Source organism: Nonomuraea sp. MG754425, assembly GCF_021699195.1.
GTDB lineage: Bacteria > Actinomycetota > Actinomycetes > Streptosporangiales > Streptosporangiaceae > Nonomuraea.
This window is the reverse complement of sequence record NZ_SSXE01000035.1, coordinates 36698-50568: the sequence shown is the minus strand read 5'-3', so window position 1 is coordinate 50568 and position 13871 is coordinate 36698. Positions and strand designations below refer to the sequence as shown.

Sequence of the window (13871 nt, the reverse complement as noted above, 5' to 3'; positions counted from 1 at the left end):
CACCGTGGCCACCTCCCACGTGGTCGGACTACACGCCATGAGGCCCTGGTCTCCGTACAGGCGGGGCGTTCCGGAAGGTGGCCTCTCTACCCGCCTGTCACCATATACATAAGATGGTGATATAAGTTACTTATGGAATCCGATCCCCCTTCCCAGCCGGTGGACGAGCTGGAGCTGGCGGTCGGGCTGGCCCGGATCAGGACGATGATGCGCCTGCTCGACGTCCCCCGGGACCTGTCGATCACCTCGCTGTCCACGCTGGCCAACCTCGAACGCCTGGGCCCGCGCCGGCTCACCGAGCTGGCCGCGATGGAGGGCGTCACCCAGCCCGCCATGACCCAGCTCGTCTCCCGGCTCGAACGCGAGGAGCTGGCCGAGCGGCGGCCCGACCCGTCCGACGGCCGGGCCGTCGTGGTCGCCGTCACCCAGCACGGCCGCGCCGAGCTGGCCCGGCGGCGCGCCGTCCAGGCCAAGCGGCTGGCCGAGCTGCTGGCGGAGGTGCCCGCGGCCGACCGCGCCGCCATCGCCGCCGCGCTGCCCGCCCTCGAACGGCTGGCCGCCCGCGCCCACGGCCTGGCCGACTCCCCTGCCCCCGTCCCTGAGGTGAGCGAATGAGCAGCCCGGCCCCCAGTCCGTTCCGCCAGCCCAAGGCCGTCTGGGCGGTCGCCTTCGCGTGCGTGATCTCCTTCATGGGGATCGGCCTCGTGGACCCGATCCTGCCCGCGATCTCCTCCGACCTGAACGCCTCGCCGAGCCAGGTGACGCTGCTGTTCACCAGCTACCTGGTCGTCATGGCCGTCGCGATGCTGGTCACCGGCTGGGTGTCGAGCCGCATCGGGGCCAAGTGGACGCTGATCGCCGGCCTCGTGCTGATCGTCGTGTTCAGCGCGCTGGCCGGCACCTCCGACAGCGTCGGCGGCATCATCGGCTTCCGCGCGGGCTGGGGCCTGGGCAACGCCCTGTTCGTGGCCACCTCCCTGGCCGTCATCGTGGCCGCCGCCAGCGGCGGCTTCACCGGCGCGATCATCCTGTACGAGGCCGCGCTCGGCCTGGGCATCGCCGTCGGCCCGCTGCTCGGCGGCGCGCTCGGCCACATAAGCTGGCGCGGCCCCTTCTACGGCGTGGCCGTGCTGATGGCCATCGCCCTGGTCGCGACCGCCCTGATGGTCCGCCCGCAGCCCAGGCCCGTCCGCAAGACCGCGCTGCTCGACCCGCTCAGGGCCCTGCGCCACCGCGGCCTGCTGATCATGAGCCTGACGGCCCTGTGCTACAACTGGGGCTTCTTCACCGTGCTCGGCTACGCCCCCTTCCCCATGGAGCTGGACGCCATCCAGCTCGGCCTCGTCTTCACCGGCTGGGGCCTGATGGTGGCGATCTTCTCGGTGGCCGGCGCGCCCTGGCTGCAGCGCAGGTTCGGGCTGGCCCGCACGCTCTACGGCAACCTCGCGTGCTTCGCGGTGGTCATCTTCGTCATCGCCGCGTTCGTGGACGACCGGGCGGTGCTGGTCACCGCCGTGATCGTGGCGGGCATCTTCATCGGCGTGAACAACACGCTGACCACGCAGGCCGTGATGATGGTCGCGCCGGTGGAGCGGCCGGTGGCCTCGGCGGCCTACGGGTTCGTGCGCTTCATCGGGGGCGGGCTGGCCCCGTTCGCGGCCGGGCAGCTCGCCGAGCACTTCAACGTGCACGTCCCGTTCGTCATCGGCGGTTGTGCGATCCTGGTCGGCATCGCGATCCTGGCCACCGGGCACCATGACCTGATGCGGGCCGAGAGCAACCAGGCCCGGCTCGACGCGCACGCCGGGCGGGGCGAGCGGGACGCCGAGGTGACCGAGGCCGCCGAGGCCGGCACCGGCACCCCCACCTGACGGGCGGCGCGGGCGCGAAGGGTTTCAGCCGTTCTCTTCGTGCCCGCGCCCGGCCCAGCGGCCCGGAGTGCAGCCGTACTCCCGCGTGAAGGCCGTGATGAACGCCGACGGGCTGGAGTACCCGACCCGGTGCGTCACCTCGGCCACCGGGCGGGTCTCCAGCAGCACCCGGGAGGTGCTGAGCCGCAGCTTGGTCCGCACCTTCGAGTACGGCATGCCGAACTCCCGCTCGAAGTCCCGCTGCAACGTCTTGACGCTGACGTGCAGCCGCTCGGCCCACTCCGTCAGCCCGGCCTCGTCGCCCGGGTCGTGCGAGAGCGCCCGCGCCACGGTCAGCGCGAACCCGGTCCCGGTCGCGTGGTGGCCGGAGTGGTGGCTGCCGAGGGTGCTGGCCGCGCTCGTGTTCGGCGCGGCGCTGGGCCTGGCGGGCGCGGTCTTCCAGAGCCTGACCCGCAATCCGCTCGGCAGCCCCGACGTCGTCGGCCTGGACGCGGGCGCCTACACCGGCGCGCTGTTCGCGATGACCGTGCTGGGCGGCGGCGCGGCATACCTGGCGGCCGGCTCGATCGCGGGCGGGCTGCTGGCGGCGGCGGCCGTCTACGTCCTGTCGCTCGGGTCGCGGCTGGGCGGGCTGCGCCTGATCGTCGTCGGGATCGCCGTGAACGCGATGCTGACGGCGCTCAACGCCTGGATCGTGCTGCGCGCGGAGCTGGACGTGGCCATCGCCGCCACCGGCTGGAGCGCGGGCTCGCTGAACGGCATGGACCGGCACGAGGTCGTCCTGCCGTTCGCGGTCATCGCCGCGCTCGCGCTGCTGCTGGTGGCGCTCTCGCCCGGCATGCGGCAGACGGCCCTCGGCGACGACCAGGCGCTGGCCTCCGGCGTGCCGCTGGGCCGGCTGCGGCTGCTGCTCGTGCTGGCGGGTGTCGGCTGCACGGCGACGGTGACGGCGGTGGCCGGGCCGATCGTGTTCGTCGCGCTGGCCGCGCCGCAGATCGGCCGGCTGCTGACGCGCGCGCCCGGCGTCCCGGCGGCCCCGGCGGCGCTGTCGGGCGCGGTGCTGCTGCTGGCCGCCGACGTGGCCGCGCAGCTCCTGCTGGCCCCGGTCGCCCTGCCCGTGGGCGTGGTGACCACGGTGATCGGCGGCTGCTACCTCATCGGGCTGCTCGCCGGCCGGGCCGGCCGCCACGGGGCCCCGTCCGCCCGCTGACCGGCGACGCGGCCGGGAGGTCCGGGCCGCCGGCTGACGGGCTGCTTGGACATTTGGGACATCCGTAACTCTTGACCGCGGAGCGCCGTCTTCGTTAGCGTCCCTTTGTGCGATACGTCGTCTCTCTCACAGAGACAGACCAAGGGAAGTGAAGCTCGTGAAGAGGGTGCAATTTGCCGCGGCGGCTCTGGCGTCGATGGCCGCGGTGGCCTCGCTGTCCGCCTGTTCGACCCCCACCGACGCCGTCCAGGCGGGGCAGCCGACCGGCGGCGCGAGCCTCGAACAGGCCGACACGTTCTCCCAGATCCAGCCGGACCCGCAGGTCCAGGCGCTGCTGCCGGCCGACCTCCAGCAGTCCAAGAAGATCACCATGGTGCTCAGCGCGGGCGCCCCGCCCACCTCGTTCGTCTCGGGCGACGGCAAGACCAGCCTGGGACTGAACGCCGACATCGGGCGGGCGCTGGCCAGGGTGATGGGCCTGGAGCCCACGCTCGTGTCCGTCCCGCTCGACGGCATCATCCCCGGCCTGCAGTCGAAGAAGTACGGCATGGCGCTGGCCTCGATGTCGGCGAGCCCCGAGCGGCTGGAAGTGCTCGACATGGTGGCCTTCACCAAGGGCGGCTCCGCCGTCGCCGTGCCCGCGGGCAACCCCGAGAAGCTGACCTCGTCGTCCCTGTGCGGGCTCCAGGTGGGCGTGGCCGTCGGCTCGTTCCAGGCGACCACCCGGCTGCCCAAACTCAGCGACGACACCTGCGAGAGCCAGGGCAAGGCCGCCGTCAAGGCCGTCGAACTGCCCGACCAGAGCCAGGTGCTGCAGGCCATGGCCAGCGGACGGGTGGCGGCCGTGATGGCCGACGGCCCGGTGCTCGGCTACGCGCAGAAGACGCAGGGCGCCAAGTTCGAGGTGCTGAAGGACGACTCCAGCCTGACCTCCACCGGCGGCATGGCCGTCGTCAAGGGCAGCGAGTTCACCGAGGCGCTGGTCAAGGCCATGGAAGTGCTGCACGGCCGCCCCGAGTACCAGCAGATCTACGACAAGTGGGGGATGCCCGGCTACGCCCTCCCGGCCGCCGAGCTGGGCCGGCTCAAGGGCTAGGCGGGCGAACGCGTGACCGTCACCCCAGGCGCCGCCCGGCGCACCCGCCGCGAGCCGCGGCCCGGCCCCTGGCGCTACGTCGCCATCGCCGTCATCGTCCTGGCGGCGCTGACGCTGCTCGACGCCGCCCTGACCAACCCCAACTTCGGCTGGCCCACCGTCGGCCAGTACCTGTTCAGCGCCGTCATGCTGCGCGGGCTCCTGCTCACCCTGGAGCTGACCGCGATCGTCATGGTCGTCGGCTCGCTGCTGGGCGTCGTCCTGGCCGTGATGCGCACCTCGGCCAACCCCTTCGTGTCGCGGACGGCCTGGACCTACATCTGGTTCTTCCGCGGCACGCCGCTGCTGATCCAGGTCATCTTCTGGTTCAACATCGCCGCGCTGTTCCCCCGGATCGAGCTGGCCGTGCCGTTCGGCCCCACCCTGGCGGGCATCGACGCCAACGCCCTGGTCACGCCCTGGACGGCGGCCGTGCTCGCGCTGTCGCTGAACGAGGGCGCGTACATGGCCGAGATCGTGCGCGGCGGGCTGCTCGGCGTGGACCGCGGCCAGTACGAGGCGGCCCAGGCGCTCGGCATGCGGCCCGGCAGAGTCTTCCGGATCATCATGCCGCAGGCCGTGCGGACCATCATCCCGCCGACCGCGAACCAGCTCGTGACCACGTTCAAGAACACCGCCCTGGTGAGCGTGATCGGCCTGGCCGACCTGCTGCACAGCGCCCAGGTCGTCTACGCGCTGAACTACCAGACGATCCCGCTGCTCATCGTCGCCGCGTGCTGGTACCTGTTGCTCACCTCACTGCTGAGCTACGTCCAGGGGCTGCTGGAACGCAAGTACTCCAAGGGGTACGCGCCCCGCTCCCGCCCCGTGGCCAAGGAGGTCTAGATGGACTCCCCGATGATCGAGATGCACGGCATCCGCAAACGCTTCGACGACCTCGAAGTGCTCAAGGGCGTCGACTACTCGGTGGCCAGGGGCGCGGTGAGCTGCCTGATCGGGCCGTCCGGCTCGGGCAAGTCCACCCTGCTGCGCTGCGTCAACGGGCTGCAGCTCGCCGACGAGGGCGAGGTCTGGGTGGACGGCGAGCTGATCGGCCTGCGCGTGGAGGGCGAGCACGTCGTCCCGCTGCCCGAGAAGCTGATCGCCGACCAGCGCCGCCAGATCGGCATGGTCTTCCAGCGCTTCAACCTCTTCCCGCACATGACGGCGCTGGAGAACGTGACGGCCGGGCCGCTGCGGGTCAACGGCGCCGGCAAGGAGGAGGCCAGGCAGCTCGCGCTGCGCCTGCTCGACCAGGTCGGGCTGGCCGCCCGCGGCGACCACTACCCGAACGAGCTGTCCGGCGGCCAGCAGCAGCGCGTCGCCATCGCCCGCGCGCTGGCCATGCGGCCCAAGGTCATGCTCTTCGACGAGCCCACCTCCGCGCTCGACCCCGAACTGGTCGGCGAGGTGCTGTCCGTCATGCGCGACCTCGCCGCCGACGGCATGACGATGATCGTGGTCACGCACGAGATGGGCTTCGCCCGGGAGGTCGCCGACCACGTCTGCTTCATGGACGAGGGCGTCATCGTCGAGCAGGGCCACCCGGACGCCGTCCTCACCGACCCGCGGACGGCGCGGGCCCGAGAATTCCTGAAACGAGGCTGACCCACACCTTGATGATCGACATCGACCGCGTCCGCGCCGACACCCCCGGCTGCCGCGACCTCGTGCACCTCAACAACGCCGGGTCCGCCCTGCCGCCCGCCGTCGTCCTGGAGACCACCGTGGACTACCTGCGGGAGGAGGCGGCGAACGGCGGCTACGAGACGCACCAGCGGCGGGAGTCCCAGCTCGACGCGGTCTACGACTCGCTGGCCGCGCTGATCGGCGCCGACGCCTCGGAGATCGCCCTCGCCGACAACGCCACCCGCGCCTGGGACGTGGTCTTCTACGGCCTGCGCTTCACACCGGGCGAGCGCATCCTCACCTGCCGCTCCGAGTACGGCAGCAACGCCATCGCCTATCTCCAGCAGGCCGCCCGCACCGGCGTGGAGGTGCGGGTGATCGGCGACGACGCCGACGGGCAGATCGACCTCGCGCACCTGGAACGGGAGCTGGCCGAGCCGGGCGTCCGGCTGGTGTCCATGACGCACATCCCCACCCAGGGCGGCCTGATCAACCCGGCCGCGGCGGTCGGCGCGCTGGCCTCGGCCGCCGGGGTGCCCTTCCTGCTGGACGCCTGCCAGTCGGTCGGGCAACTCGACCTGGACGTGGCCGAGCTCAAGTGCGACGTGCTGACCGGGACCGGCCGCAAGTTCCTGCGCGGCCCGCGCGGCACCGGCTTCCTGTACGTCCGCGAGGGCATGACGGACCGGTTCGAGCCCGCCGTGCTCGACAACGGCTCGGCCACCTGGACCTCGCCCGGCACGTACGAGCTGGCCCCCGGCGCCCGCCGCTACGAGACGTGGGAGAAGAACTACGCCGCCGTCGCCGGGCTCGGCGCCGCCGCCGACTACGCGCTGAGCCTCGGGACGGCCGCCATCGAGGCGCGCGTCGTCGCCCTCGGCGAACTGCTGCGGAGCACCCTGGCCGGCATCGACGGCGTGCGGATCCACGACCTGGGCAGCAGCCGGTGCGGCATCGTCTCCTTCACCGTGGCCGGCCTGACGCCCGACGCGGTCAAGCACGCGCTGGCCGCCGAGCGGGTCAACGTCAGCGTGTCCAAGGGCACCTCCTCCCAGTGGGACCTGCCAGCGCGCGGGCTGAGCACCGTCGTGCGCGCCTCGGCGCACTACTACAACACCGAGGAGGAGATCGCTCAGGTGGGGTCGCTGGTCGAACGGCTGGTGGCCGACAATGGTCCCCATGATCCACGGCATTGACGCGCGCTCGGAGGAAGACGTGACAGAGGAGCCGACCAAGCCCGCGTCGCTGCAGGGCGTCGACCGCGTGCTGACCGTGCTGGAGGCGTTCGTCGGCCAGGCCGAGTGGCGGGTCTCCGACCTGGCCAAACATCTCGGCATGCACAAGGCCGTGACGCACCGCGTCGTCCGGTCGCTGGAGGCGCGCCACTACCTGGAGCAGGCCGAGGCGCGGGGGTCGTACTCGCTGGGGCCCGCCGCCGTCGCGCTGGGCCGGGCCGCCGGGCGGCGCGCCCCGCGCACGGCCGCCAGGCGGCACCTGATCAGGCTGGCCGAGCAGACCGGCGAGGTCGTGCTGTTCTACACCCTGCGCGGCCACCGCTACGTCTGCGTCGAGCGGCTCGACATCAACGCCGAGACCGCCGTCACCGTCGAGATCGGCGACACCATCGGGCTGAACGCGGGCGCGGGCAAGACCCTGCTCGCCTACCAGGACGAACGTTTCCTCCAGGAGGTGCTCGGCGCGCCGCTGCCCCGCTACACCGACCGCACCCCCACCGACCCCGGCGAGATCAGGGACATCCTCGCCAAGATCAGGGCGCAGGGCGTCTGGGTCAGCGACGGGGAGATCACCCCGCACACGGTCGGCGTCTCCGCGCCCGTCTGGGACACCGAGGGCGTGGTCCGCTACTGCGTCTGCGTGACCATGCTCGACCGGCGGGTGGACGAGCGGCGGCTGGCCAGCGTCTCGGCGGCGGTGCAGGACACCGCGACCGCCGTCTCGCAGAGTCTCGGCTACCGGGAAGGCGGGTCGGAACGATGAGCGCGGACCGGACCGTCTTCAGGGCGGCCAGGGCTGTCACCGACGTCGCCGCCGGCACCGTCATCGAGGACGCCACCGTCGTCGTCGAGGGCGAGCGCATCGTCTGGACCGGCCGCACCGCCGACCGGCCGGGCCACCCGGCCGAGGGCGGGGTCTTGGATCTGGGCTCGCGGACCCTGTTCCCCGGCCTCATGGACGCCCACGTGCACCTGGCCTTCGACGCCGGCTCCGACCCGGTCGCCACCATGCTGGCCCGCGACGACGAGGCCCGCCTCGACTCGATGCGCGTCTCGGCCCGGCAGCTCGTGGAGAGCGGTGTCACCTTCGCCCGCGACCTCGGCGCGCCGCAGGCCGCCGCCCGGCACGGGGATCCCCGAGCCCTGGCCGCCCGGATCCGCGAGGAGATCGGGCAGGGCAGGACGCCCGGCCCCCGCCTGATGGTCGCGGGCCGCCCCCTCACCCGGCCGAGCGGCCACTGCTGGTTCATGGGCAACGAGATCGACGGCCCCGACCGGGCCAGGCGCGCGGTGCACGAGGAGGTCGAGGCCGGGGCCGACCTCGTCAAGGTGATGGTGACGGGCGGCCGGATGACGCCGGGCACCGACCCCGTCCGCTTCGAGGTGTCGCCGCAGGCGCTGGCGGCGGTCGTCGCGGAGGCGCACGCGCTCGGCGTCACCGTCGCCGCGCACGCCCTGTCCACCGTCGGCATCCGGGCCGCGGCCGCCGCCGGGGTGGACTCCGTCGAGCACGGCACGTTCATCTCCCCGGAGGGCGACGACGGCTTCGACGCGGCCGTGCTGCGCGAGCTGGTCGCGTCGGGCGCGGGGGTATGCCCGACGCTCGGGCTGTCCGGCGCGCACGCGCATCCGATCCCCATCGGCACCCGGGGCGGCTGGATCGTCGCGATGCACGAGGCCGGCGTGCCGATCCTGGCCGGCACCGACTCCGGCATCCCGCGCCACCCGCACGCCGGCGGCGTCGTGGACGGCCTGGAGGGGCTGATCGCGGGCGGGTTGCCCGTTCGCGACGCGCTCATGTCGGCCACCGAGACCGGCATGCGGGCCGCCGGCCTGGCCGGGGCGGGCGCGATCAAGCCCGGCTACCTGGCCGACCTGATCGCCGTCGAGGGCGACCCGCTCCAGGACGTGCGGGCGCTGCTCGACCCGGCGTTCGTGCTGGCCGGCGGCCGAATCGCGAAGGGGCTCTGACGACGAGCCGTGACGACCGGGGCTCTGCCGGACGGGCCCCGGCCGGCGGCCGGGGTCAGCGGCCGATCAGGTCGAACTGCAGGTGGTCGAGGTTGAAGTTCTGGTAGGCGTCCTCGGGCATGCGCAGCACCAGCTCGTGCGTGCCCTTGGCGAGGCGGCGGCGTTCCAGCGGCTGGAGCGTCATCGCGTCGTGGCTGGTCGTGTTGGCGATCCGCGCGGACGTGCCGGCGCCCGTGCCCCAGTCGAGCACGACGGTGCCCGCCGGCGAGTACGGCGAGGAGACGCGGGCCGAGACCTGGTACAGGCCGGCCTTCCTGACCTCGAAGCGGTACTTGAGCCACTCGCCGCCGCGGATCCAGTTCACCGCGATCGCGCCTTCGAGGTCGCAGATGTCCACCCCCTCGTCGGGGCGGGCCACGGCGCAGCGGTTCGGGTCGAGGTCGTGGTAGCCGACGCCCTCGCCGCCGGGCGCGTAGTCCTCGGCCTCGACGCGGACCGTGCGGTGGCCCGGCTGACGGCCGTAACGGGACAGGTCGCCGCCGTCCCGCCAGTAGTCCAGGGCTTCGACGTTGTCGGTCTGGATCATGTTGGCCCCGTACGTTCCGACGAGCGTGCGCCAGCCGAGGTTCTCGTCGCGCAGGGACGCCTCGTCGGTGTACCGGGCGGCCAGGCCGTACCACATGCTGTTGATCCAGATCCGGCTGTGCCGCGCGATCTTCTCCAGCGTCTCGGGCGCGACCTGCGGGTCATCGGTCCGGTCGAAGACCACCTCGTACGCGACCGGCCGGCGGCCGGGGAAGGTGCCGGCCACGCCGGCGGTGGCGTCGTCGATGATGTGCATGTAGAGGATCTCGGGGTCCTTCGCCATGAAGGCGGCGGCCTCCTCCACCGTGGGGGAGCCCTTGAACAGGCCGTGGTCCACGGTGCCGGTCCGCTTCAGCACCTCGTACATCTGCTCGCGGACGGGCCAGCCCTTGTCCAGGTTCACCAGTGCCCGGCCCTCGACCACGCGCATCACCTCCTCGAAGGTCGGCACGGTGTGCTCGGTGAGCGCGGCCTGGGCGCCGCCCAGCCCCTGCTTGAGCCGGAGCGACCTGATCTGGTCGAGGGTCAGGTCGGAGACCTTGCCGGTGCCGCCGGTGGTGCGGTTGACGGTGTCGTCGTGCATGAGCACGAGGTGGCCGTCACTGGTGGGACGCACGTCGATCTCGACGATCTCGGCGCCGTCCGCGATGGCGGCCTCGATCGCGGCGAGGGAGTTCTCGGGGGCGTCGCGCCACTGGCCGCGGTGGGCGGCGATCATGAGCGGGGCCTTGGGTCCGTGCCGCAGCAGCCGCTCGTGCAGACGCTGGAACGAGTCCGGGACGTTACCCGCTTCCGCGGCTGCCGCCGAGGCCGGGGGGAGCGCGGAGAGGGCGACGGCGGTCGCCAGCGAGGCGGCCAGGCCGGCGGCGGTCAGGCCGCGGCGAAACTTCCGAATCATGGACAGAAACCCTTTAAGGGGGACATGTCGTCATCATGAACACAGGGCAGACGGTGCGGCAAGCAACGGTGATCTTGCGACGGACGGCCGGCCACCGAGCGAGCCCTGCGACGCCCGGGGCCCACGGGGCGGCCGACGCCGTGCCCGGCCACCGGCTCGCCGCCTGCCACCGCCGTGAGGGCGGCACCTTGCTGCCGTGAGGGCTCGGTGTTTGTCGCTTTCCGGAGAGTTCAGGGGGCGATGTTCCGTGCAAGGTATCCGATATGACGATGAAGAAGGCTAAAGCCTGCTCATGCGGACACGGGTCGTCCTGCTCGTGTGCCAGTAGCTGCAGTTGCGGCTGCAACTCGTGACCCCCGGCCTCCCCGGTCCCCCCGGGGAGGCCAGAAACCTGGGGCGCGCCTGAGAGCATCTGCCCGGCGATGGCATGGTCGAAGGCATCGCCAAGAGCGCGGTGTGTGCCGTCCGGCGGTCGGGGGCGGTCGGGAAGTCGAGGCGGCCGGTGGTGTGGCCGGCGTTCTGGGCGGGTGCCAGCTCCTCCAGCAGGCCGGTGGACCAGGGCGGGTGTCGGCGCGGCGGGGTCGGTGGCGATCCGGCGGGCCACCGGATGCGGGTTCGTCCGATGGCGGCGGGATCGGGCGGCGTCCGGATCATGAATGCCGGGTGTGGCGCGTCCCCTTGCCAATACATCAAGGAATCGGGCTATCATCGTCATATGGCGATTGATTCTGCTGCCGGCCGGTGCGTCAGCGCCGACATCGCGGCCGGCGTCTCCCCGGCGGCGGCGCTGTTCCACTCCCTGGCCGATGAGACCCGGCTGCGCATCGTGCAGCGGCTCGCCCGCGGCGAGGCCCGGGTGGTGGACCTCACCGCGGAGCTGGGAATGGCCCAGTCCACCGTGTCCAAGCATCTGGCCTGCCTGCGCGACTGCGACCTGGTCGACTACCGCGCCGAAGGCCGCCAGTCCTTCTACTCCCTGACCCGGCCCGAGCTGATGGACCTGCTGGCCGCGGCCGAGCACCTGCTGGCCGCCACCGGCCACGCCGTGGCGCTCTGCCCGGCCCACGGCACCCGGCCCGCCTCCCCGCCCGGCCCGGCCGCCACCCGGCCCACCGAGCAGGCGGGCGCGATCGCCGGAGAGAGCGTGTCATGACCGCCCCGGACCGGCGGGCACTGCTGCAGCGCCGCATCCGGCTGCTGGTCGCCGCCACCATCACGTACAACGTGATCGAGGCGGTCGTGGCCGTCACCGCCGGGACCGTCGCCTCCTCCGCGGCGCTGATCGGGTTCGGCCTCGACTCGATCGTCGAGGTCGCCTCAGCCGCGGCGGTGGCCTGGCAGTTCTCCGCGGCCGACCACGAACGCCGCGAGCGGACCGCGCTACGCGTCATCGCCGTCTCGTTCTTCGCCCTGGCCGCCTACGTCACCTTCGACGCCGTCCGCGCCCTGCTCGGCGCCGGTGAGGCCGGGCACTCCACGCCCGGCCTGATCCTGGCGGCCCTGAGCCTGGCCGTCATGCCGTTCCTGTCGTACGCACAGCGCCGCGCGGGCCGCGAGCTCGGCTCCGCCTCGGTGGTGGCCGACTCCCGGCAGACGCTGCTGTGCACCTACCTGTCCGGCGTGCTGCTGGTGGGCCTGGCGCTCAACAGCCTGTTCGGCTGGTCCTGGGCCGACCCGATCGCCGCCCTGGTCATCGCCGCCGTCGCGGTCAAGGAGGGCCGCGACGCCTGGCGCGGGAACGCCTGCTGCCCGCCCCCGCTCATGGGTGCGGCGGGCCGGACCGAGGCGGCGTGCGGAAAAGACGGCGCCGACGGCTGCTGCCAGGCCGCCACGGCCGCAGGAACCGCGGCCGAAGCGTCGCATTGACCCGCGTGCCTCCCCCCCGGCCGCCCTCCGACTGACCCAGCACACCCAGCACCGGCGGCGCAGGCCGCGAGGAAGGACGCCACCGGCGATGAAGGTCTCGACGTTGCGGCTCCTGGCCGACGCCCGACGGGCCAAGAAGGGCGGCGAGCGGGCGATGGCCGCCCGGCAGCGCACGCGGCTGGCCGAACTGGTCGCCTGGGCCCGCGCCCGCTCGCCCTACTACCGGCGCCTGTACCGGGACCTCCCGGCCGAGGCCGAGCTGACCGCCCTGCCGGTCACCCGCAAGAGCGAGCTGATGGCCGCCTTCGACGACTGGGTCACCGACCCCGCCGTCACCTTCGAGGCGGCCCGCGCGTTCGCCGACGACCCGGCCCGCATCGGGCAGCCGTTCGCCGGCCGTTACACGCTGACCACCACCTCCGGCACCACCGGCACGCACGGCATCTTCCTCCAGGACGCCCGCTCGGCCGAGGTGACCGGCGCGATGCTGGCCCGGATGCTGCTCGGCTGGCTGAGCGTGCGGGACGTGGCGCGCATCGCGCGCGGTGGCGGGCGGATGGCGCTGGTGGCACCGGCCGGCGGGCATTTCGCCTCCACCGTGGCGGCTGCCCGGCTGCGTGGCCGCCGCCGGGTCGCCGTGCTGAGCGTGCAGCAGCCGCTGGACGAGCTGGTCGCCCAGCTCGACGCGTTCCGCCCGGCGGTGCTGGCGCCGTACGCGAGTGTCGGCGCGCTGCTGGCCGGCGCGGCCGAGGCGGGACGGCTGCGCGCCCGCCCCGCGCTGGTGGTGCTCAGCGCCGAGGGTCTGCCCGCCCCGGAGTACGCGCGCATCGCCGCCGCGCTGGGAGCGAAGGTGCGCACCAGCTACGCCTGCAACGAGTGCCCCTTCCTCAGTTACGGCTGCTCGGAGAACTGGATGCACCTCAACGCCGACTGGGCCGTGCTCGAACCCGTCGACGAGCGGTACCGGCCGGTGCCGCCCGGTCAGGGCTCCCACACCGTGTTGCTGACCAACCTGGCCAACCGCGTCCAGCCGATCCTGCGCTACGACCTCGGCGACGCCGTCGTGGTCCGGCCGGACGCCTGCCCCTGCGGTGACCCCGGCCCGGCCGTCCGCGTTCAGGGCCGCGCCGCCGACCTGCTCACCTTCCCGCGCCCCGGCGGCGATCCGGTCACCCTCGCCCCGCTGCCGTTGGCCACGCTGCTGGAGGCGGTGCCCGGTCTGGAGCTGTTCCAGATCGTCCAGAGCGGGCCGGACGCGTTGCGCGTCCGGATGCGTCCCGCTCCCGGCGTCGATCCCGACGTCCTGTGGCGGCGGATCGAGACGCGGCTGGGTGAGCTGCTGGTCCGCCATGGGCTCGGGCACGTCAGCGTCGGGCGCGCGGCCGAGCCGCCGCGGCAGGGCGCGGGGGGCAAGTACCGCGCCGTCATCCCGGCCACCGCGCCCACCACTCACGGCGCCGCCATCGAATGA

Annotated in this window: 14 protein-coding genes; 12 read left to right on the top strand and 2 right to left on the bottom strand. The window is 73.1% G+C overall.

Going from position 1 to position 13871, the window contains the following annotated elements; all coding sequences use genetic code 11:
• Positions 1 to 132 precede the first annotated feature (132 nt).
• Together FAF44_RS15195 and FAF44_RS15190 are read left to right on the top strand one after the other, a co-directional pair.
• A complete protein-coding gene (locus FAF44_RS15195; protein ID WP_237103791.1) occupies positions 133 to 615 on the top strand; it encodes a MarR family winged helix-turn-helix transcriptional regulator in 483 nt (160 codons plus the stop codon).
• A complete protein-coding gene (locus tag FAF44_RS15190; protein WP_237103790.1) occupies positions 612 to 1871 on the top strand; it encodes an MFS transporter in 1260 nt (419 codons plus the stop codon). Before FAF44_RS15195 ends, FAF44_RS15190 begins: the two co-directional genes overlap by 4 nt.
• A gap of 24 nt (positions 1872 to 1895) precedes the next feature.
• Here FAF44_RS15190 and FAF44_RS15185 read toward each other — a convergent pair whose 3' ends face one another.
• A complete protein-coding gene (locus FAF44_RS15185; RefSeq protein ID WP_237103789.1) occupies positions 1896 to 2201 on the bottom strand; it encodes a helix-turn-helix transcriptional regulator in 306 nt (101 codons plus the stop codon).
• Here FAF44_RS15185 and FAF44_RS15180 point away from each other — a divergent pair.
• The 7 genes from FAF44_RS15180 to FAF44_RS15150 all read left to right on the top strand — a co-directional run bounded on the left by FAF44_RS15180 (position 2086) and on the right by FAF44_RS15150 (position 9051).
• The gene (locus FAF44_RS15180) at positions 2086 to 3081 is read left to right on the top strand and encodes an iron chelate uptake ABC transporter family permease subunit (protein ID WP_272894533.1); all 996 of its coding nucleotides are present in this window, start codon (positions 2086 to 2088) and stop codon (positions 3079 to 3081) included. The genes FAF44_RS15185 and FAF44_RS15180 overlap by 116 nt on opposite strands.
• A gap of 157 nt (positions 3082 to 3238) precedes the next feature.
• On the top strand, positions 3239 to 4177 hold the full coding sequence (locus FAF44_RS15175; RefSeq protein ID WP_237103787.1) for a transporter substrate-binding domain-containing protein: 939 nt from the start codon (positions 3239 to 3241) through the stop codon (positions 4175 to 4177).
• A 12-nt stretch (positions 4178 to 4189) separates the two neighbouring features.
• Entirely contained in the window at positions 4190 to 5062 is an 873-nt protein-coding gene (locus FAF44_RS15170) for an amino acid ABC transporter permease (protein ID WP_237103786.1), read from the top strand.
• Positions 5063 to 5824 carry an amino acid ABC transporter ATP-binding protein gene (locus tag FAF44_RS15165; protein WP_272894532.1) on the top strand — a complete coding sequence of 254 codons (762 nt, stop codon included), beginning with the start codon at positions 5063 to 5065 and terminating at the stop codon, positions 5822 to 5824.
• An 11-nt stretch (positions 5825 to 5835) separates the two neighbouring features.
• Complete coding sequence (locus tag FAF44_RS15160; protein WP_237103785.1) at positions 5836 to 7041, top strand: aminotransferase class V-fold PLP-dependent enzyme; 1206 nt, start codon at positions 5836 to 5838, stop codon at positions 7039 to 7041.
• A complete protein-coding gene (locus FAF44_RS15155) occupies positions 7025 to 7843 on the top strand; it encodes an IclR family transcriptional regulator (protein ID WP_237103784.1) in 819 nt (272 codons plus the stop codon). Before FAF44_RS15160 ends, FAF44_RS15155 begins: the two co-directional genes overlap by 17 nt.
• A complete protein-coding gene (locus FAF44_RS15150; protein ID WP_237103783.1) occupies positions 7840 to 9051 on the top strand; it encodes an amidohydrolase family protein in 1212 nt (403 codons plus the stop codon). The genes FAF44_RS15155 and FAF44_RS15150 overlap by 4 nt, the downstream gene beginning before the upstream one ends.
• A gap of 55 nt (positions 9052 to 9106) precedes the next feature.
• On the opposite strand, the gene FAF44_RS15145 is transcribed toward FAF44_RS15150, so the two are convergent.
• Complete coding sequence (locus FAF44_RS15145; RefSeq protein WP_237103782.1) at positions 9107 to 10534, bottom strand: glycerophosphodiester phosphodiesterase family protein; 1428 nt, start codon at positions 10532 to 10534, stop codon at positions 9107 to 9109.
• Positions 10535 to 11249: 715 nt separating this feature from the next.
• On the opposite strand from FAF44_RS15145, the gene FAF44_RS15140 reads away from it, so the two are divergent.
• From FAF44_RS15140 to FAF44_RS15130, 3 genes are all read left to right on the top strand, one after another.
• Entirely contained in the window at positions 11250 to 11687 is a 438-nt protein-coding gene (locus FAF44_RS15140; RefSeq protein ID WP_237103781.1) for a metalloregulator ArsR/SmtB family transcription factor, read from the top strand.
• Positions 11684 to 12400, top strand: coding sequence for a cation transporter (locus tag FAF44_RS15135; protein ID WP_237103780.1), 717 nt, complete (start codon positions 11684 to 11686; stop codon positions 12398 to 12400). The genes FAF44_RS15140 and FAF44_RS15135 overlap by 4 nt, the downstream gene beginning before the upstream one ends.
• An 88-nt stretch (positions 12401 to 12488) precedes the next feature.
• Positions 12489 to 13871 carry a hypothetical protein gene (locus tag FAF44_RS15130; protein ID WP_237103779.1) on the top strand — a complete coding sequence of 461 codons (1383 nt, stop codon included), beginning with the start codon at positions 12489 to 12491 and terminating at the stop codon, positions 13869 to 13871.

Coding starts and splice junctions, on each gene's coding strand:
- FAF44_RS15195 (WP_237103791.1), top strand. CDS start 133: ATGGAATCCGATCCCCCTTCCCAGCCGGTGGACGAGCTGGAGCTGGCG.
- FAF44_RS15190 (WP_237103790.1), top strand. CDS start 612: ATGAGCAGCCCGGCCCCCAGTCCGTTCCGCCAGCCCAAGGCCGTCTGG.
- FAF44_RS15180 (WP_272894533.1), top strand. CDS start 2,086: ATGCCGAACTCCCGCTCGAAGTCCCGCTGCAACGTCTTGACGCTGACG.
- FAF44_RS15165 (WP_272894532.1), top strand. CDS start 5,063: ATGGACTCCCCGATGATCGAGATGCACGGCATCCGCAAACGCTTCGAC.
- FAF44_RS15160 (WP_237103785.1), top strand. CDS start 5,836: ATGATCGACATCGACCGCGTCCGCGCCGACACCCCCGGCTGCCGCGAC.
- FAF44_RS15155 (WP_237103784.1), top strand. CDS start 7,025: ATGATCCACGGCATTGACGCGCGCTCGGAGGAAGACGTGACAGAGGAG.
- FAF44_RS15150 (WP_237103783.1), top strand. CDS start 7,840: ATGAGCGCGGACCGGACCGTCTTCAGGGCGGCCAGGGCTGTCACCGAC.
- FAF44_RS15145 (WP_237103782.1), bottom strand. CDS start 10,534: ATGATTCGGAAGTTTCGCCGCGGCCTGACCGCCGCCGGCCTGGCCGCC.
- FAF44_RS15140 (WP_237103781.1), top strand. CDS start 11,250: ATGGCGATTGATTCTGCTGCCGGCCGGTGCGTCAGCGCCGACATCGCG.
- FAF44_RS15135 (WP_237103780.1), top strand. CDS start 11,684: ATGACCGCCCCGGACCGGCGGGCACTGCTGCAGCGCCGCATCCGGCTG.
- FAF44_RS15130 (WP_237103779.1), top strand. CDS start 12,489: ATGAAGGTCTCGACGTTGCGGCTCCTGGCCGACGCCCGACGGGCCAAG.